Source organism: Streptomyces sp. NPDC039423 (genome assembly GCF_055598725.1).
The window spans coordinates 1,255,627-1,271,974 of the sequence record NZ_JBVKAH010000001.1 but is presented as its reverse complement, the minus strand read 5'-3'; the positions used below and the strand labels follow the sequence as shown (position 1 = coordinate 1,271,974).

17 protein-coding genes are annotated in these 16,348 nt (G+C 71.6%); 7 read left to right on the top strand and 10 right to left on the bottom strand.

Annotated features, from left to right (window positions below):
- Window positions 1-559 precede the first annotated feature (559 nt).
- On the bottom strand, window positions 560-1,201 hold the full coding sequence (locus ACZ7LK_RS05870; RefSeq protein WP_392276411.1) for a DNA-3-methyladenine glycosylase: 642 nt from the start codon (window positions 1,199-1,201) through the stop codon (window positions 560-562).
- A gap of 83 nt (window positions 1,202-1,284) precedes the next feature.
- Between ACZ7LK_RS05870 and ACZ7LK_RS05865 the strand changes: the two genes are divergently transcribed.
- The 3 genes from ACZ7LK_RS05865 (at window position 1,285) to ACZ7LK_RS05855 (ending at window position 3,393) form a co-directional block, all read left to right on the top strand.
- Window positions 1,285-2,067, top strand: a complete 783-nt coding sequence (locus tag ACZ7LK_RS05865; RefSeq protein ID WP_392276410.1) for a sporulation protein — start codon at window positions 1,285-1,287, stop codon at window positions 2,065-2,067.
- A gap of 114 nt (window positions 2,068-2,181) precedes the next feature.
- Window positions 2,182-2,721: a YbhB/YbcL family Raf kinase inhibitor-like protein gene (locus ACZ7LK_RS05860; protein ID WP_469464616.1), complete on the top strand. Its 540-nt coding sequence runs from the start codon at window positions 2,182-2,184 to the stop codon at window positions 2,719-2,721.
- A 165-nt stretch (window positions 2,722-2,886) separates the two neighbouring features.
- On the top strand, window positions 2,887-3,393 hold the full coding sequence (locus ACZ7LK_RS05855) for an HNH endonuclease (RefSeq protein WP_392276408.1): 507 nt from the start codon (window positions 2,887-2,889) through the stop codon (window positions 3,391-3,393).
- A gap of 33 nt (window positions 3,394-3,426) precedes the next feature.
- Here ACZ7LK_RS05855 and ACZ7LK_RS05850 read toward each other — a convergent pair whose 3' ends face one another.
- The 5 genes from ACZ7LK_RS05850 to ACZ7LK_RS05830 all read right to left on the bottom strand — a co-directional run bounded on the left by ACZ7LK_RS05850 (window position 3,427) and on the right by ACZ7LK_RS05830 (window position 6,949).
- A complete protein-coding gene (locus ACZ7LK_RS05850; RefSeq protein WP_392276407.1) occupies window positions 3,427-3,615 on the bottom strand; it encodes a DUF1272 domain-containing protein in 189 nt (62 codons plus the stop codon).
- Between the two features lie 4 nt (window positions 3,616-3,619).
- A complete protein-coding gene (locus ACZ7LK_RS05845; protein WP_392276406.1) occupies window positions 3,620-4,390 on the bottom strand; it encodes a sulfite exporter TauE/SafE family protein in 771 nt (256 codons plus the stop codon).
- 77 nt (window positions 4,391-4,467) lie between these two features.
- Window positions 4,468-5,427 carry an SPFH domain-containing protein gene (locus tag ACZ7LK_RS05840; protein ID WP_392276405.1) on the bottom strand — a complete coding sequence of 320 codons (960 nt, stop codon included), beginning with the start codon at window positions 5,425-5,427 and terminating at the stop codon, window positions 4,468-4,470.
- A 153-nt stretch (window positions 5,428-5,580) separates the two neighbouring features.
- Window positions 5,581-6,009, bottom strand: a complete 429-nt coding sequence (locus tag ACZ7LK_RS05835; RefSeq protein WP_392276404.1) for an NfeD family protein — start codon at window positions 6,007-6,009, stop codon at window positions 5,581-5,583.
- A 148-nt stretch (window positions 6,010-6,157) separates the two neighbouring features.
- Window positions 6,158-6,949, bottom strand: a complete 792-nt coding sequence (locus tag ACZ7LK_RS05830) for an ABC transporter ATP-binding protein (protein WP_392276403.1) — start codon at window positions 6,947-6,949, stop codon at window positions 6,158-6,160.
- Window positions 6,950-7,100: 151 nt separating this feature from the next.
- On the opposite strand from ACZ7LK_RS05830, the gene ACZ7LK_RS05825 reads away from it, so the two are divergent.
- Window positions 7,101-7,901, top strand: a complete 801-nt coding sequence (locus ACZ7LK_RS05825) for a hypothetical protein (protein WP_392276402.1) — start codon at window positions 7,101-7,103, stop codon at window positions 7,899-7,901.
- 409 nt (window positions 7,902-8,310) lie between these two features.
- Here the strand turns inward: ACZ7LK_RS05825 and ACZ7LK_RS05820 are convergent, their stop codons facing one another.
- The 3 genes from ACZ7LK_RS05820 to ACZ7LK_RS05810 all read right to left on the bottom strand — a co-directional run bounded on the left by ACZ7LK_RS05820 (window position 8,311) and on the right by ACZ7LK_RS05810 (window position 10,494).
- Window positions 8,311-8,556: a chaplin gene (locus tag ACZ7LK_RS05820; protein WP_064072640.1), complete on the bottom strand. Its 246-nt coding sequence runs from the start codon at window positions 8,554-8,556 to the stop codon at window positions 8,311-8,313.
- A 143-nt stretch (window positions 8,557-8,699) separates the two neighbouring features.
- Window positions 8,700-9,344, bottom strand: a complete 645-nt coding sequence (locus ACZ7LK_RS05815) for a response regulator (protein ID WP_392276401.1) — start codon at window positions 9,342-9,344, stop codon at window positions 8,700-8,702.
- A complete protein-coding gene (locus tag ACZ7LK_RS05810) occupies window positions 9,337-10,494 on the bottom strand; it encodes a GAF domain-containing sensor histidine kinase (protein WP_392276400.1) in 1,158 nt (385 codons plus the stop codon). The genes ACZ7LK_RS05815 and ACZ7LK_RS05810 overlap by 8 nt, the downstream gene beginning before the upstream one ends.
- A 242-nt stretch (window positions 10,495-10,736) precedes the next feature.
- Here ACZ7LK_RS05810 and ACZ7LK_RS05805 point away from each other — a divergent pair, with 242 nt between their 5' ends.
- From ACZ7LK_RS05805 to ACZ7LK_RS05795, 3 genes are all read left to right on the top strand, one after another.
- Window positions 10,737-11,438, top strand: coding sequence for an SDR family NAD(P)-dependent oxidoreductase (locus ACZ7LK_RS05805; RefSeq protein ID WP_392276399.1), 702 nt, complete (start codon window positions 10,737-10,739; stop codon window positions 11,436-11,438).
- Complete coding sequence (locus ACZ7LK_RS05800; RefSeq protein ID WP_471138576.1) at window positions 11,435-12,529, top strand: S-adenosylmethionine:tRNA ribosyltransferase-isomerase; 1,095 nt, start codon at window positions 11,435-11,437, stop codon at window positions 12,527-12,529. Before ACZ7LK_RS05805 ends, ACZ7LK_RS05800 begins: the two co-directional genes overlap by 4 nt.
- A 276-nt stretch (window positions 12,530-12,805) precedes the next feature.
- Window positions 12,806-13,534: a transglycosylase SLT domain-containing protein gene (locus ACZ7LK_RS05795; RefSeq protein ID WP_392276397.1), complete on the top strand. Its 729-nt coding sequence runs from the start codon at window positions 12,806-12,808 to the stop codon at window positions 13,532-13,534.
- A 100-nt stretch (window positions 13,535-13,634) separates the two neighbouring features.
- Here the strand turns inward: ACZ7LK_RS05795 and ACZ7LK_RS05790 are convergent, their stop codons facing one another.
- Entirely contained in the window at window positions 13,635-16,289 is a 2,655-nt protein-coding gene (locus tag ACZ7LK_RS05790) for an ABC transporter ATP-binding protein/permease (protein WP_392276396.1), read from the bottom strand.
- Window positions 16,290-16,348: the final 59 nt, after the last annotated feature.

Here is a 16,348-nt window from a genome sequence, read left to right as displayed (position 1 = left end):
GCCAGCGTTCGTCCTGAGCCAGGATCAAACTCTCCGTGAATGTTTACCGGTTATCCGGTTGACACTCGCGTTGAGCGGAACCGGAGGGGAGGAATGATCCCCTCGGTTCACAGCGTCCTCGCTGTGTTTTCTTCAAAGGAACCTCGACCATCCGAAGATGGACGGGGTATCAACTAATCTGGCGTTGATTTTTGGCACGCTGTTGAGTTCTCAAGGAACGGACGCTTCCTTCGTACTCACCCTCTCGGGCTTTCCTCCGGGCGCTTCCCTTCGGTATTTCGTGTTTCCAACCTTACCAGATCCGTTTTCCGTTCCGTTTCCGGTTCGGATTCTGTTTCCGGTGGCCGTTGGAGGGCCTTTGCCTTTCGGCGCTCCATCACTTTAGACCATTTCCCTGACGGCTCATAATCGGGCCGCTGGATTTCATTCCGGACATGCCGAAAATCAGACCCATTGTGGGAGATCGATCTTAGGTGGTGGATGGCTGCCCCTGGGGTGCCTGGAACGGCAGGCCCAGCTCTTGCAGCTCGGTAGACATTAGGCGCTTCCGTCCCTCGAGTCAAGTCCTCTTCCGGCGGGGCGCGTGGGCCCGGTAGGGGCTGACGGTGGGGTCGCCCTCGATCCAGAAGCGCCAGGGGTGGGTGGCACCGTCGCCGCCGACACCGGTGCGGGGGCCGTTGCGGACCTGGTCGGACGGGACGGGGTCACCGGTCAGGACGGTGAGGGCCGAGTCCGGGCCGGCGCAGGCGTCGGTGCCGTCCAGGGTGCGGTCGACGTCGAGGGCGGTGGCGAGCCGGGCGGGGCCCTTGGCCAGTTCCTTGTCGTACCGGGCGGACAGCCGGCGTTTGCGGGCGAGCTCCTGGCCGACCTGGATCTCGCCGGCGCGGAGCAGGACACCGCTCGCGGAGCCTTCGGGACCGCAGACCAGGTTCAGGCAGTGCCACATGCCGTAGGTGAAGTAGACGTACGCGTGACCGGGCGGGCCGAACATGACGGCGTTGCGGGCGGTGCGGCCGCGGAAGGCGTGGGAGCCTGGGTCGGCCTCGCCCGCGTAGGCCTCCACCTCGGTGAGGCGGAGCTCGATGGGGCCGTCGTCCGTCGTGCGTACCAAGGTGCGGCCGAGGAGGTCGGGGGCGACCTCCAGTACGGGGCGGTCGAAGAAGTCCCGGGGCAGCGGCGTACGGTCGGAGCTCTCGATCATGTCGTACGAGCGTACTGGGAACCGGCCGCGGTCCCTGGGCGTATGCGCGTATGTAGGGGTCAGGATCCGGATAAGGAGTGAACATGGGGTTCAAGAAGCTGCTCGCGAGCCTGGGTGCGGGCGGCGCCTCGGTGGAGACGGTGCTCACCGAGGCGAACGTCGTGCCCGGTGGTGTCGTCCAGGGCGAGGTGCGCATCCAGGGCGGTTCGGTCGACCAGCGGATCGAGGGGCTGTCGGTCGGTCTCCAGGCCCGCGTCGAGGTCGAGGGCGGTGACCAGGAGTACAAGCAGGACGTCGAATTCACCAAGGTGCGGCTCGGCGGGGCCTTCGAGGTGCGGGCCGGGGCGGTGCACGTGGTGCCGTTCGGGCTGGAGATCCCCTGGGAGACGCCGGTGACCACCATCGCCGGTCAGCAGCTTCGCGGGATGGACATCGGGGTCTCCACGGAACTGGAGATCGCGCGGGCCGTGGACTCCAGTGACCTGGACGCGATCAACGTGCACCCGCTGCCGGCCCAGCAGGCCATCCTGGACGCCTTCATCCAGCTCGGCTTCCGCTTCAAGAGCGCGGACATGGAGCGCGGGCACATCCGCGGGACGCGGCAGAAGCTGCCGTTCTACCAGGAGATCGAGTTCCTGCCGCCGCAGCAGTACCGGGGGCTGAACCAGGTCGAGCTGACGTTCGTCGCGGACGAGCGCGAGATGGACGTCGTTCTGGAGATGGACAAGAAGCCGGGGCTGTTCAGCGAGGGCAGCGACTCGTACCGGGCGTTCACGGTGGGGCTGCACGACTTCCGGAACACGGACTGGGCGGCGTACCTCAACCAGTGGCTCGCCGACGTCGGTGGGCGCCGCAACTGGCTCTAGGGAGTGTCCGGAAAGTATCGGCGTCCGCCCGGAGGGCGGACCGGACGAGACTTCACGGACCCGACCTAGGCTCGGCGGAGCCGATAGGAACAACAGCGAAACGGAGGTTCTGGCGTGACCCAGGGCGAGAAGAGGGCACCGCTTCCCCACGAATTCCATCCACGGGTGCCGTCGTTCACCGTGGTGAGCGACGACGTCGCGGAGGGGGCCGTACTGGCGGACGCACAGGTCCAGGCGAAGGGGAACACCTCGCCGCACCTGCGGTGGGAAGGGTTCCCGGCGGAGACCAAGAGCTTCGCGGTGACGTGCTTCGACCCGGACGCGCCGACCGGGAGCGGGTTCTGGCACTGGGTGCTGTTCGACCTCCCGGCGACGGTCACCGAGCTGCCGGCGGGCGCGGGCGGCGGGAAGTTCGAGGGGCTGCCCGAGGGGGCGGTGCACGTCCGCAACGACTACGGGACGAGGGACTTCGGCGGGGCGGCGCCGCCGGCCGGGGAGGACCACCGTTACGTGTTCACCGTGTACGCGGTGGACACCGAGAAGCTCGGGCCGGACGCGGACGCCTCGCCCGCCGTGGTCGGGTTCAACCTGCGTTTCCACACGCTGGCGCGGGCGCAGTTGGTCGGTCACTACGCCGAGCCGGCGGAAAGCTGACCGTTCGCTTTTTGTTTGCCCGCTCCTGGTCTTGGAGAGATCAGGAGCGGGCATCTTTCGTTGCGCACGGATATTGCGTTGTCCAACCCGGCGCGCCCGGCCAGAGTTGGTCCCCAGCCCCAGGCCCGCCATGAGGGCGGGGCCGGCACACGGGAGGTGGGCAGGATGCGGGACACGCTGGTGCTCAACGCGAGCTTCGAGCCGCTGTCGACGGTGACGCTGAACCGTGCGGTGGTCCTGGTGCTCCAGGACAAGGCCGTCGTCGAGCAGGAGCATCCTCGTCTGCGCATGCGGGCGGCCGCCCTCGAACTGCCGGTGCCGCGGGTGATCAGGTTGTGCAGGTACGTCCGGGTGCCGTTCCGAAGACAGGCCCCGTGGTCGAGGCGGGGTGTGCTGGTGCGGGACCAGCACCGGTGCGCGTACTGCGGGAGACGCGCGACGACCGTGGACCACGTGGTGCCGCGGGCGCAGGGTGGCGGGGACAACTGGCTGAACACGGTGGCGTCCTGCGCGGAGGACAATCACCGCAAAGCGGACCGGACGCCGGAGCAGGCGGGGATGCCGCTGCTGCACCAGCCGTTCGTCCCGTCGCCGGCGGACGCGATGCTGCTGGCGCTCGGGGTGCGCGACCGGGCGGAGCTGCCCGAGTGGCTGTCCTCGGCGGCCGCGTGAGCCGCGGGGTGTGAGGGGAGCCCGTCCCGTCCGTCAGGAGGGGGCGGGCTCTTCGCGTACGGGGCGGCGGACGAGGTTCCCGCCGCAGTTCGGGCAGGCGTGGGTCATCGCCGTCGTACAGGCCTGGCAGAAGGTGCACTCGTAGCTGCAGATGTACGCGGTGCCGGTGGTGGACAGCGGTGTTCCGCACCGCTCGCAGGTGCCGCGCATCTCCAGTGCCATGGGGTCATCTCCTGACGGTGAGTTGGATGATCGCGAGGATACCCACGGCGATGATCACCGCGCGCAGCGCGGTGGGCGGGAGCCGGCGGCCGACCTTGGCGCCGATCTGGCCGCCGATGGTGGAGCCCACGGCGATGAGCAGGACCGCCGTCCAGTCGAAGCGGGCGGCGAAGAGGAAGAAGAGCGCGGCGATGGTGTTGACGACGGCCGCGAGGATGTTCTTGGTCGCGTTGAGGCGCTGGAGGCTGTCGTCGAGCAGCATGCCCATCAGGGAGAGGTAGATGATCCCCTGCGCGGCGGTGAAGTAGCCGCCGTAGACGCTGGCGAGGAGGAGGCCGGTGACGAGGAGCGGGCCGCCGTCGGGGTTGCCGGGGGTGCCTTCCCGGTCGCGGCGGCGCTGGACGGCCTTGGAGATGCGGGGTTGCAGGATGACCAGCAGCAGGGCGAGCGCGACCAGGACCGGGACGATGGTCTCGAAGGCGGTGGCGGGCAGGAGGAGGAGCAGTACGGCTCCGCAGAGTCCTCCGGTCGCGGCGGCGGCACCGAGGCGCAGGATGCGGCGGCGCTGTCCGGTGAGTTCGGCGCGGTAGCCGATGGCCCCGCTGATGGAGCCGGGGATCAGGCCGAGGGCGTTGGAGACGGTGGCGGTGACCGGCGGGAGGCCGGTGGCGACCAGGACCGGGAACGTGATCAGCGTTCCCGATCCGACGATGGTGTTGATCGTGCCGGCGCCGACGCCCGCGGCGAGGACGGCGAGCATCTCCCAGATCGTCACGCTGTGCCCTTCGTACAGGATCGGTGCTCGGCGGATCCGTGCTTGGTGCACTGATCATGCACGAAGGGTGGGGCGGGTCAGTCGACGGGGGGCTCTTCGCGTCGCTGTGCCGGGGGGCGTTCCTTGCCGGTGCCGGTGCCGCCGGTGTTGAAGCCGGGGGTGCCGTTGCCGAGGTTGCCGAAGGCGCCGGAGAGGCCCTTGAGGGCGTCGCCGATCTCGCTGGGGACGATCCAGAGCTTGTTGGCGTCGCCTTCGGCGATCTTCGGGAGCATCTGGAGGTACTGGTAGGAGAGGAGCTTCTGGTCGGGGTCACCGGCGTGGATGGCTTCGAAGACCGTACGGACGGCCTGGGCCTCGCCCTCGGCACGGAGGGCGGCGGCCTTGGCCTCACCCTCGGCGCGGAGGATGGCGGACTGCTTCTCGCCCTCGGCGGTGAGGATCTGCGACTGCCGGATGCCCTCGGCGGTGAGGATCGCGGCGCGCTTGTCGCGGTCGGCGCGCATCTGCTTCTCCATCGAGTCCTGGATGGAGGTGGGCGGCTCGATGGCCTTGAGCTCGACGCGGTTGACGCGGATGCCCCACTTGCCGGTGGCTTCGTCGAGGACGCCGCGGAGGGCCGCGTTGATCTCCTCGCGGGAGGTGAGGGTCCGCTCCAGGTCCATGCCGCCGATGATGTTGCGGAGGGTGGTGACGGTGAGCTGCTCGATCGCCTGGATGTAGCTGGCGACCTCGTAGGTCGCGGCGCGGGCGTCGGTCACCTGGTAGTAGATGACGGTGTCGATGTTCACGACCAGGTTGTCCTGGGTGATCACCGGTTGGGGCGGGAAGGGGACGACCTGTTCGCGCAGGTCGATCCGGTTGCGGATCGAGTCGATGAACGGGACGACGATGTTCAGTCCCGCGTTGAGGGTGCGGGTGTAGCGGCCGAAGCGCTCGACGATGGCGGCGCTGGCCTGCGGGATGACCTGGATCGTCTTGATCAGGGCGATGAAGACGAGCACCACCAGGATGACCAGGACGATGATGACTGATGGCATCGCGTGTTCCCCGTGCCCTTCGCTGCCGGTTGTCTGCCGGTTCGTTGCCGGTGTGGTTCGATGATCGAGTTTCGCAGACGGCGGGCCGTCGCGTGCGCCGTTCCGCGGGAGTTGACCGGGTTGCGGCGCGTGGCCGTCATGTCTGACCGCCCATCACATCACCACGGCGGTGGCCCCGTCGATCTCGACCACGTCGACCTGCTGTCCCGGTTCGAAGGCCTGGTCGCCGTCGAGGGTGCGGGCGGACCAGATCTCGCCGGCGAGTTTGATGCGGCCGCCGCTGCCGTCGACGCGTTCGAGCACGACGGCCCGGCGGCCTCTCAGCGCATCGATGTTGGTGGCCAGTTGTGGCCGTCCGTCGCGGTGACGGGCGGCGATGGGGCGTACCACCGCGATGAGGGCGACGGAGACGGCGGCGAAGACCACCACTTGGGCGACCATGCCGAAGCCGAGGCCCGCGGTGAGGGCGCCGGCGACCGCTCCGACGGACAGCATTCCGAATTCCGGCATCGCCGTCAGGACGAGCGGGATGCCGAGTCCCACCGCGCCGATCAGCCACCAGACCCATGCGTCGATGTCCACCTGGTCATGGTAGGACCGTGCGTCGGGTCGCGGACAGGGCGCGGTGGGGCGCCGGGGTTGCTCCGAGGCCACCAGGGGGCCGTGGCGCTGCCGTTGGGGGGGGCCGCGGCCGGTCGAGGGGCCTTGGGGGCCGCGGAGGCCCGCGGGGTCAGGAGAGGGGCAGGCCCTGGGCGGTGTAGCGGTCGCCGACGCGTTCGACGACGAGGGGCAGGCCGAAGCAGTGCGAGAGGTTGCGGCTGGTCAGCTCCATCTCGATCGGGCCGGCGGCGAGGACCTTGCCCTGACGGATCATCAGCACGTGGGTGAAGCCCGGGGGGATCTCCTCGACGTGGTGGGTGACCATGACCATGGACGGGGCGTACGGGTCGCGGGCGAGGCGTCCGAGGCGGCGGACGAGGTCCTCGCGGCCACCGAGGTCGAGGCCGGCGGCGGGCTCGTCGAGGAGCAGCAGCTCGGGGTCGGTCATCATCGCGCGGGCGATGAGGGTGCGCTTGCGTTCGCCCTCGGAGAGGGTGCCGAAGCGGCGGTCGAGGAACTCCGTCATGCCGAGGCGGTCGAGGAAGGCGCGGGCGCGGTCCTCGTCGATGGCGTCGTAGTCCTCGCGCCAGGTGGCGGTCATGCCGTACGCGGCGGTGAGCACGGTCTCGAGTACGGTCTGCCGCTTGGGCAGCTTGTCGGCCATCGCGATGCCGGCCATGCCGATGCGGGGGCGCAGCTCGAAGACGTCCACCTTGCCGAGCAGGTCCCCCAGGATGCGGGCGGTTCCGGAGCTCGGGAAGAGGTAGCTGGACGCGAGGTTGAGGAGGGTGGTCTTGCCGGCGCCGTTGGGGCCGAGGATGACCCAGCGCTCGCCCTCCTTGACCGACCAGGAGACGTCGTCCACCAGAGCGCGTCCGTCGCGGACCACGGATACGTCCACCAGCTCCAGTACATCGCTCATGAGCGCGTTGTCTCCCCTATGCGGTCGAGTCTCGTCGTCGCTTGCGCCGGCGGGCGAAGCTCCAGGGGAAAACCTACGCCACCGGTGACGGGGGTCGGTCCTTAGGGCCGGTTCCGGACAGTGGCCGGTCGGCAGTGCCTAGGGTGGGGGGATGCTTTCGGAACCACGTTCAGGACGGTTGGCCGCATGGGGGAACGCCCTGCTGGCCGGGATGGTGTCGCCGGATGAGGCCGTGCTCGCGATTGTCGGGGACGATGCCGTGCACCGGGTGGAGGGGCTGCCGGGCGAGGAGAGGCCGGTCGGTCTGACGCTGGCGCTCGGGCGGCTGCGGACGCTCGGGGTGAAGGGGTGGCGGGTGGCGCTCCCGGCGCCGGGGCACCCGCTGGGGCTGAGCGGGCCGCCGGCTTTCAACGCGCGGGCGCTGGAGGCCGAGGAGGCGGTCGTCGGGTACGGGGCGGCTTTCGGCCTCGTACCCGAGGTGTACGAGGCGGGACCCGTGGACGACGTGCACGTGGAGGTGGTGTGGCACTGCCTTCCGGTCCGGGAGGCCCCGCCGGCGGACGTGCCGTCGCTCGGGGAGGCGGAGCGGGAGCTGGCGGAGGCGCTGCGCGACGCGACGGTGGTGCTGACGCGGCTGAACGTGGCGGCGTCGGGCCCGGTGGCGGAGGCGGCGCTGGACGCGTACCGGGCGCGGGCGGAGGCGGGTCGTGAGGTGCTGGCGCCGGGGTACCCGCCGCGCGCGGTGCGGGTCCTGGAGCTGGCGCAGCGGGTGGGGTTGCTGGTGTCGCTCGCCCACTCCCCCGCGTACGGGACGGGGGGTGCGCACGGCGGGGCGGTGAGCGCGTCGGAGATGGCCGCCCGCGCCGAGGCCCTGCGGCCGGTGGAGCGGGTGGCCCGGCGGGCGCAGGTGGCCGCGTTCAACGCCTGGGTGGAGGAGCGCGAGCGGGGCTGAGGCGGGGCCTGGGGGCGGGACCTCGGGGGTGGGGCCGGGCGGCCGGTGGCGGGGGTTTAAGACTGCCGCTTCGCCTGGCTGGGCCGCCGGGCGGGCGGGACGGGGCCTTCGGCTGGTCGGCTTCTGTCGGGCGGGCATTCGCCGGCGGTCGGGCCCCAGGCCGGCTTCGGCTGGGCTCCGAGAGGCGTGGCGGCCTCGTCCGGCGGGCGTGGGCCGGAGCCGAGGGCCCGGGCGAGTCACGGCTCGTGGCGTCGCCGGGGAGGGGCAGCGCCCCGGGTGGGGCGGGGGCTGCCTCGGCCGACGGCCGGGGCCTGGCTATCGGCCGACCCACCGCCCCGCACCGTGCGGGCCGAGGGCCGTGGGGCCCTGGCTGAGGGGCGGCCCCCAGGTGGGGCTGGGGGCCGGGGCGTCAGTGGTTGACGGCGGTGTTGCCGAAGGCCGGGTTGAGCAGGCCGATCACGTTGACGCTGTTGCCCGAGACGTTCACCGGGACGTGGACCGGGACCTGGACCAGGTTGCCGGAGGCGACGCCGGGGGAGCCGATGGCCGCGCCGTCCGCGTGGGCACCGCTGCTGGCGGACGCGGCGCCCGCGGCGGCGGCGACGAGGCCGCCGGCGACCATGGTGACGGCTGCGGCCTTCTTCAGGTTCTTCACTTCGTCCATCCTCCGTCGACTACCGCCGCGGCGGTCACCGCGGCACGCCATGGAGAACGGCCACGCGGCGCCCGGGTTGCGCCGAGTGGGTGACATACACCCGACAGTATGAATCTCGGACCGGTGCCGGGCCTCCCCTTGACTCAGCCGGTCAGGCCGTGGCGGACCGCCCAGAGCGCGGCCTGGGTGCGGTCGGCGAGGTCCAGCTTCATCAGGATGTTCGAGACGTGCGTCTTGACGGTCTTCTCGGAGAGGACCAGTGCCCGCGCGATCTCGCGGTTGGAGCGGCCGTCGGCGATCAGGCCGAGGACCTCGCGCTCCCGCTCGGTGAGGGTGGTGCCGCGGCCCGTGCCGCCGTTGGTCTCCTCCTGGGAGAGGAGCGCCACGGCCGCTTCCGGCTGGAGCAGTACGTGCCCGGCGTGCACGGAGCGGATGGCGCCGGCCAGCGCGTCCGGGTCGACGTCCTTGTAGACGTAGCCGGAGGCCCCGGCCCGGAGCGCGGGGATCACCGTGCGCTGCTCGGTGAAGCTGGTGACGATCAGGACCTTGGCCGGGTTGGCCAGCTCGCGGAGCTTGCGGAGCGCCTCGATGCCGTCCATGCCGGGCATCTTGACGTCCATCAGGACGACGTCCGGGCGGAGCTCCTCGGCACGGGCCACGCCCTCCGTGCCGTCGGCGGCCTCCCCCACGACCTCGATGTCGTCCTGAACCTCCAGGAAGGTGCGCAGCCCGCGCCGGACCACCTGGTGGTCGTCGACCAGCAGGACGCGGATCGTCTTGTCAGCCACCGGGGACCTCCATCTCGATCGTGGTGCCCTCACCGGGCCGGGACTGGACGGTGAGCCTGCCGCCGACGCCGCTCGCGCGGTCCCGCATGGAGACCAGGCCGAGGTGGCGGCCGGCCCGGCGGACCGAGCGGGGCTCGAAGCCCTTGCCGTCGTCGGTGACGCTGAGCAGCGCGCCCTGGCCGCGGCGTACGAGGGACACGGCGACCCGGTCGGCCCCGGAGTGGCGGAGGGCGTTGTGCAGGGCTTCCTGGGCGACCCGGAGGACCGCCTCCTCCTGGGCGGCGGGCAGGGCCCGTACCCCGGAGCTGTCGAAGGTGACGTGCGCGCCGTGGGCGCGGTCCAGGACCTGTATCTGGGCGCGGAGGGTGTGGACCAGGCCGTCCTCGTCGAGCGCGGCGGGGCGCAGTTCGACGACGGCGGCGCGCAGCTCGTCGGCGGCCTCGGCGGCGAGTACGGCGACCTGCTGGAGCTCGCCCTTCGCGCGGCCGGGGTCGCGGTCCACCAGCGCGGCGGCGGCCTGGGCGGTGAGGCGGAGGGAGAACAGCTTCTGGCTGACCGCGTCGTGCAGCTCGTGGGCGAGGCGGGAGCGCTCCTCGGCGATGGTGAGCTCGCGGCTCCGCTCGTACAGCCGGGCGTTGGTGAGGGCTATCGCGGCGTGCTGGGCGAGGATGCCGAGCAGTTCCTCGTCGTCCTCGGTGAAGCCGCAGCGGCCTTCGGGGGCGGGCCCCCGGGGGCAGCGCTTGTTGGCGAGGAACAGGGCGGCGATCGTCTCGTCGCCGTCCCGGACGGGCAGGCCCAGGAAGTCGGACATGTCGGGGTGGGCGGCGGGCCAGCCCTCGAAGCGGGGGTCCTTGCGGACGTCGGCCAGCCGCTCGGGCTTCGCCTCGTGGAGCATCGCCGCGAGGATGCCGTGCTGGCGCGGCAGGGGGCCGATGGCCTTCCACTGCTCCTCGCTGACGCCGTCCACGACGAACTGGGCGAAGCCTCCGTGGTCGTCCGGGACGCCGAGGGCCGCGTACTCCGCGTCGAGCAGCTCGCGGGCGGAGGCGACGATCGTCTTGAGGACGTCGCGCACCTCCAGGTGTCTGCTCATGGCGAGCAGGGCGGTGCTGACGGCGGCGAGGCCGGAGCGGGGCGGTCGATCGGTCATGCGTTCACGTTACCGGCGTGGTGTGACGGTCCGTATCGGACCGGGGACGGCGGTGGGTGGGGCGGAGGTCCTAGGTCGAAGTCCCCTGAGGGGTGGGGGCCGGCGGCCGAGGCGGGGGCCGGGGGCGGGGTTCCAGGCTGGGGGCGTCGGCCGGTCCGGGTCGTCCCGGCAGGGGCCCCGGTCCGGTGCGGCTCCTACCGGCTTGTTCAACGTCGTCACGGTTCACAAAGGGGATGGGTGTCATGGCTGTCGCGATCATCACGGGTGCGTCGAAGGGACTGGGGCGGGCGCTGGCCGTCGCGCTCGCCCGTCAGGGCTGGGACCTGGTGCTGGACGCCAGGACCGGCCCCGTGCTGGAGGAGACGGCGAGGGAGGTGCGGGCGCACGGGACGCGGGTGGTGGCGCTGGCGGGGGACGTCACGGACGGGTGGCACCGGGCGGCCCTGGTGGCGGCGGCGCGGGAGCTGGGCGGGCTGGACCTGCTGGTGAGCAATGCCAGCGCGCTGGGCGCGGAGCCGCTCGTGCGGCTGGACGCGCTGTCCCCGGAGGGGTTGCGGGCGGCGCTGGAGACCAATGTGGTGGCCGCGCTGGGGCTGGTGCGGGAGGCGCTCGGGCTGTTGCGGGCGAGTGCGGCGGGGTCGGTGATCACGGTGAGCTCGGACGCGGCGGTGGAGGCGTACGAGACGTGGGGCGGTTACGGGGCGTCGAAGGCGGCGCTGGACCACCTGGCGGCGGTCCTGGCGGTCGAGGAGCCGGGGCTGCGGGTGTGGGCGGTGGACCCGGGTGACATGCGGACGGACCTGTACCGGGCCGCCGTCCCCCTGGACGACGACTCGGGCAGGCCGGGGCCGGAGTCGGTCGTGCCGGGTTTCCTGCGGCTGCTGGCGCAGCGGCCGGCGAGCGGGCGGTACGTGGCTCCCGCGCTGGTGGGGGTGGAGGCATGAGCGTGCTGGAGGCGCTGCGGGTACCGGAGGAGCTGTCCGCCCGGGTGCCGGCCGAGGAGCGCGGCACGGGGCGGGACGACGTACGGCTGATGGTGTCGCGGGGGCCGGCCGTGTCGCACCACGCCTTCCGGGAGCTGCCGGCGCTGCTGCGGGCGGGGGACGTGCTGGTGGTGAACACGTCGCCGACGCTGGCGGCGGCGGTGACCGGGCGGCTGGGCGGGGACGCCGTGGTGGTGCACTTCTCGACGCGGGGGGACGACGGGCGCTGGTCGGTGGAGCTGCGGGACCCGGACGGGCGGGGCAGTACGCGGCCGCGGCCGGGCGGGCCGGCGGGCGGGGTGGTGCGGCTGCCCGGTGGCGCGCACCTGGTGCTGGAGGAGCCGCTGGTGGCGTCGGCCGGGCCGGTGGCGGGCCGGCTGTGGTGGGCGTCGGTGTCGGTGGGTGTGCCCGGGCTGCTGGCCGGGTACGGGCGTCCGATCCGGTACGGCTACACGGAGCGGGACCAGCCGCTGTCGGCGTACCAGACGGTCTTCGCGCGGCCGTCCCGGGACGGGGCGGGGTCGGCGGAGATGCCGAGCGCGGCGCGGCCCTTCACCGCGGGGACGGTGGCGGAGCTGGTGAGCAGGGGCGTGCAGTTCGCGCCGGTGAGGCTGCACACGGGGGTGGCGTCGGCGGAGGCGCACGAGCCTCCCTACCCGGAGCGGTTCGAGGTGCCGGCGGCCACGGCGTGGCTGGTGGGGGCGGCGCGGGCGGGCGGCGGCCGGATCGTGGCGGTGGGGACGACGGCGGTGCGAGCCCTGGAGTCGGCGACCGGTGCGGACGGTGTGGTGCGGGCGGCGGAGGGCTGGACGGACCTGGTGGTCACGCCCCGGCGCGGGGTGCGGGCCGTGGACGGGCTGCTGACCGGACTGCACGAGCCGGAGGCGTCGCACCTGCTGATGCTGGAGGCGGTGGCGGGCAGGGAGGCGCTGGGCCGTGCGTACGCCGAGGCGCTTCGGCGCCGGTACCTGTGGCACGAGTTCGGCGACGTCCACCTCATCCTCCCCCAGGAGGGGGTGCACGGAGAGCATCGCTTGTGCAACAGCAGGTGAGACCGTCACGTGCTCGATGTGAGCCCGCACATAGGACCCAGGTCACTTACGAAAGTGGTTAGTGGGTGCCATAAAGGTCAGATCAGCGCTGGCCCAGCGGGTGTCGGGAGGGTCCTGGGGCGCTCCGCGGCACCCGCTGATCCACTACGCGCCTTCGTACGTCACACCTTTGCCCCAGGATTTTGCTGCCGCTAAGAATTGCATCCGTCGCCCGCCGAGCAGGCGAAGCGCCGCCCTGGCCTTGCGACGTCCCGCGATTCGAAGAGGTACGACTGCATGTCCGCGTTCAGCACCCGCCCCGGCTTCAGCCGTCTCAAGAAGAACCACAAGCTTTCCCTCGCCGGCGTAGCCACGCTGAGCGCCGCCGCGCTCGCGTTCTCCGTCGTTCCGGGCAACGACGCCGCCGCCGAGACGGAGCCGCAGGCCGTTGCCGCCGCCGCTGCTCCGGTCGCGTTCATGAACACGCAGACCAAGCCGCTGCACCTCGGCATCACCGAGCAGCAGACGACCATCGAGCTCAAGGCGAAGGCCGACGCCGCCGCCGCGAAGGCGAAGGCCCAGGCCGCCGCCGCCGCGAAGGCCAAGGCGCAGGCCGCCGCGAAGGCGAAGGCCGAGGCCGCCGCGAAGAAGCGCGCCGCCGCCAAGGCCGCCGCGAGCCGCGCCGCCGCCCGCAAGCCGGTCTTCGCCAACAACCTCGACGGCTGGATCCGCGAGGCGCTGCACATCATGAAGAAGCACAACATCCCGGGTACCTACGAGGGCATCCACCGCAACATCATGCGGGAGTCCAGCGGTAACCCCCGGGCGATCAACAACTGGGACATCAACGCCATCAACGGCATCCCCTCGAAGGGTCTGCTGCAGGTCATCTACCCGACCTTCAAGACCTACCACGTGCCGGGCACCAAGTTCGACCAGTACGACCCGGTCGCCAACATCGTCGCCGCCTGCAACTACGCGGCCGACCGCTACGGCTCCATGGACAACGTGAACAGCGCCTACTGAGCCGGCCGGCACCCGTCGTCCGCACGCGCCGGAGGGCGGCACCCCACGTGGGTGCCGCCCTCCGGCGCGTGTGCGTGCCCCTCGGGCCCGCCCCCGTGCGCTACTTGCGCATGACCTCCGGCTCGTGGCGGCGCAGCAGCCGCGCCACGATCACGCCGCAGAGGGCGCCGAGCGCCAGGAGCGCGCCCATGTCGACCATCCACTGGCCCACCTCGCTGTCCCACAGCGGGTCCGTGTCGGTGGGGTCGTCCTGGTTGGGGAACAGGCGGTTGAGCTCGACGGTCGTTCCGGCGGCGGCGACCGCCCAGCGGGACGGCATCAGGTAGGAGAACTCGTTGACGCCGACCTGGCCGTGCAGGGTGAACAGGCATCCGGTGAAGACGACCTGGATGATCGCGAACATCACCAGCAGCGGCATGGTCTTCTCGGCGGTCTTCACCAGCGAGGAGATGATCAGGCCGAACATCATCGAGGTGAAGCCGAGCGCCATGATCGGCAGGCTCAGTTCCAGCCGTACCAGGGAGGAGCCGAAGATCAGGCCCTCGTCCGGCACGTCCCGCATGCCGAAGCCGATGCCACCGATGATCGCGCCCTGGAGGATGGTGATCAGACCGAGGACGATCACCTTCGACATCAGGTACGCCGAACGTGACAGGCCGGTCGCCCGTTCCCGTTCGTAGATGACCCGTTCCTTGATCAGTTCTCGTACGGAGTTGGCGGCGCCGGCGAAGCAGGCACCCACCGCCAGGATCAGCAGGATCGTGGCGGCGCTGCCGTTCGGGCCGCGCGGGCTGGGCCGGAGGCCGTAGTTCGAGCTGATCAGCGTGGAGACCACGCCGAGGACGGCCGGCAGGATCACCATCAGGGCCATGAAGCCCTTGTCGGAGGCGATGACCGAGAGGTAGCGGCGGATCAGGGTCAGCAACTGGGCGCCCCAGCCCTGCGGCTTGGGCGGGCGCATCGCCTGGGCCGGGGGCATCTCCACGGACTGCGGGGCGACGGCGTCGAGGTCGGCCGCGTACATCTGGTAGTGCTGCGAGCCCTTCCAGCGGCCCGCCCAGTCGTAGTCGCGGTAGTTCTCGAAGGCGGAGAAGACGTCGGCCCACGTCTCGTAGCCGAAGAAGTTGAGCGCCTCCTCCGGCGGGCCGAAGTACGCCACGGAACCACCGGGCGCCATGACCAGCAGCTTGTCGCAGAGCGCGAGCTCGGCGACGGAGTGGGTGACGACCAGGACCGTGCGGCCGTCGTCGGCCAGGCCGCGCAGGAGCTGCATGACGTCGCGGTCCATGCCCGGGTCGAGGCCCGAGGTGGGCTCGTCCAGGAAGATCAGCGACGGCTTGGTCAGCAGCTCCAGGGCCACCGAGACGCGCTTGCGCTGGCCGCCGGAGAGGGCGGTGATCTTCTTGGTCTTGTGGATGTCGAGCTTCAGCTCGCGCAGGACCTCGTCGATCCGCGCCTCGCGCTCCTGCGCGGTGGTGTCCGCGGGGAAGCGGAGCTTCGCGGCGTACTTGAGCGCGGTGCGGACGGTCAGCTCCTTGTGCAGGATGTCGTCCTGCGGGACCAGACCGATGCGCTGGCGGAGCTCGGCGAACTGCTTGTACAGGTTCCGGTTGTCGTAGAGGACATCGCCCTGGTTGGCCGGGCGGTAGCCGGTGAGCGCCTTGAGCAGCGTCGACTTGCCGGAGCCGGACGGGCCGATGACCGCGACGAGCGACTTCTCGGGGACGCCGAAGGAGACGTCCTTCAGGATCTGCTTGCCGCCGTCGACCGTGACGGTCAGGTGGCGGGCCGAGAAGGAGACCTCACCGGTGTCGACGAACTCCTCGAGCCGGTCGCCGACGAGCCGGAACGTCGAGTGACCGACGCCGACGATGTCGTTCGGGCCGATGAGGGCGGAGCCGGACTTGGCGAGCGGCTGGCCGTTGACGTACGTGCCGTTGTGCGAGCCGAGGTCGCGGATCTCGAAGCGGCCGTCGGGCGTGGCGTGGAACTCGGCGTGGTGGCGCGAGACCTGGAGGTCGGAGACCACCAGCTCGTTCTCCAGCGCACGACCGATGCGCATGACGCGGCCCAGCGCGAACTGGTGGAAGGTGGTCGGGCTGCGCTCGCCGTGGACCGGCGGGACCGCGGGGGCGCTGCCGCCGCCCTGGCCCGGGACGCCCCGCGGGTACGGCTCCGCGGGACCGGCGGGGCCGCCGTGGTGACCGGCCGGGCCGGACTGCTGGTGCGGGACGTGCGGCTGCGCCTGGGGCTGGGCCTGAGCCTGGTGCGGCTGCTGGGGCCAGCCCTGCTGGGGCTGCTGCTGCGGGGCGGCCGGGGCCTGCTGCTGCCAGGCCTGCTGCTGCGGCGCCTGGTGCGCGGCGGCCTGCGGGGCCTGGGCATGCGCCTGGGCTTGGGGCTGGGGCGTGACGGCCTGGGCGCCGTACGCGCCCGCTCCCGCCGCGCCCGCCCCGCCCGCCGCCGCGGCGTCGGTCAGGCTCACCCGGGGACCGTCGGTCGCGTTGCCGAGGTGCACGGCGGAGCCGGGGCCGATCTCCATCTGGTGGATCCGCTGGCCCTGCACGTACGTGCCGTTGGTGGAGCCGTGGTCCTCGATGACCCAACCACGGCCGTTCCAGCTCACCGTGGCATGCCGCCACGAGACCCTGGCGTCGTCGATCACCAGGTCGCCCTGCGGATCACGTCCGAGGGTGTACGACCTGGACGGATCGAGAGTCCAGGTCCTTCCGTTCAATTCCAGTACGAGTTCCGGCACTCCATGCCCCACTACTTGTCCCCCGAGTTCCCCCCGTGCAGGGAGCCTAGGGATGGCGA

Bases quoted from the DNA above. Each gene is read 5' to 3' on its own strand.
- ACZ7LK_RS05870 (WP_392276411.1), bottom strand. From the start codon at position 1,201: ATGATCGAGAGCTCCGACCGTACGCCGCTGCCCCGGGACTTCTTCGAC.
- ACZ7LK_RS05865 (WP_392276410.1), top strand. From the start codon at position 1,285: ATGGGGTTCAAGAAGCTGCTCGCGAGCCTGGGTGCGGGCGGCGCCTCG.
- ACZ7LK_RS05855 (WP_392276408.1), top strand. From the start codon at position 2,887: ATGCGGGACACGCTGGTGCTCAACGCGAGCTTCGAGCCGCTGTCGACG.
- ACZ7LK_RS05850 (WP_392276407.1), bottom strand. From the start codon at position 3,615: ATGGCACTGGAGATGCGCGGCACCTGCGAGCGGTGCGGAACACCGCTG.
- ACZ7LK_RS05840 (WP_392276405.1), bottom strand. From the start codon at position 5,427: ATGCCATCAGTCATCATCGTCCTGGTCATCCTGGTGGTGCTCGTCTTC.
- ACZ7LK_RS05830 (WP_392276403.1), bottom strand. From the start codon at position 6,949: ATGAGCGATGTACTGGAGCTGGTGGACGTATCCGTGGTCCGCGACGGA.
- ACZ7LK_RS05825 (WP_392276402.1), top strand. From the start codon at position 7,101: ATGCTTTCGGAACCACGTTCAGGACGGTTGGCCGCATGGGGGAACGCC.
- ACZ7LK_RS05810 (WP_392276400.1), bottom strand. From the start codon at position 10,494: ATGACCGATCGACCGCCCCGCTCCGGCCTCGCCGCCGTCAGCACCGCC.
- ACZ7LK_RS05805 (WP_392276399.1), top strand. From the start codon at position 10,737: ATGGCTGTCGCGATCATCACGGGTGCGTCGAAGGGACTGGGGCGGGCG.
- ACZ7LK_RS05800 (WP_471138576.1), top strand. From the start codon at position 11,435: ATGAGCGTGCTGGAGGCGCTGCGGGTACCGGAGGAGCTGTCCGCCCGG.
- ACZ7LK_RS05795 (WP_392276397.1), top strand. From the start codon at position 12,806: ATGTCCGCGTTCAGCACCCGCCCCGGCTTCAGCCGTCTCAAGAAGAAC.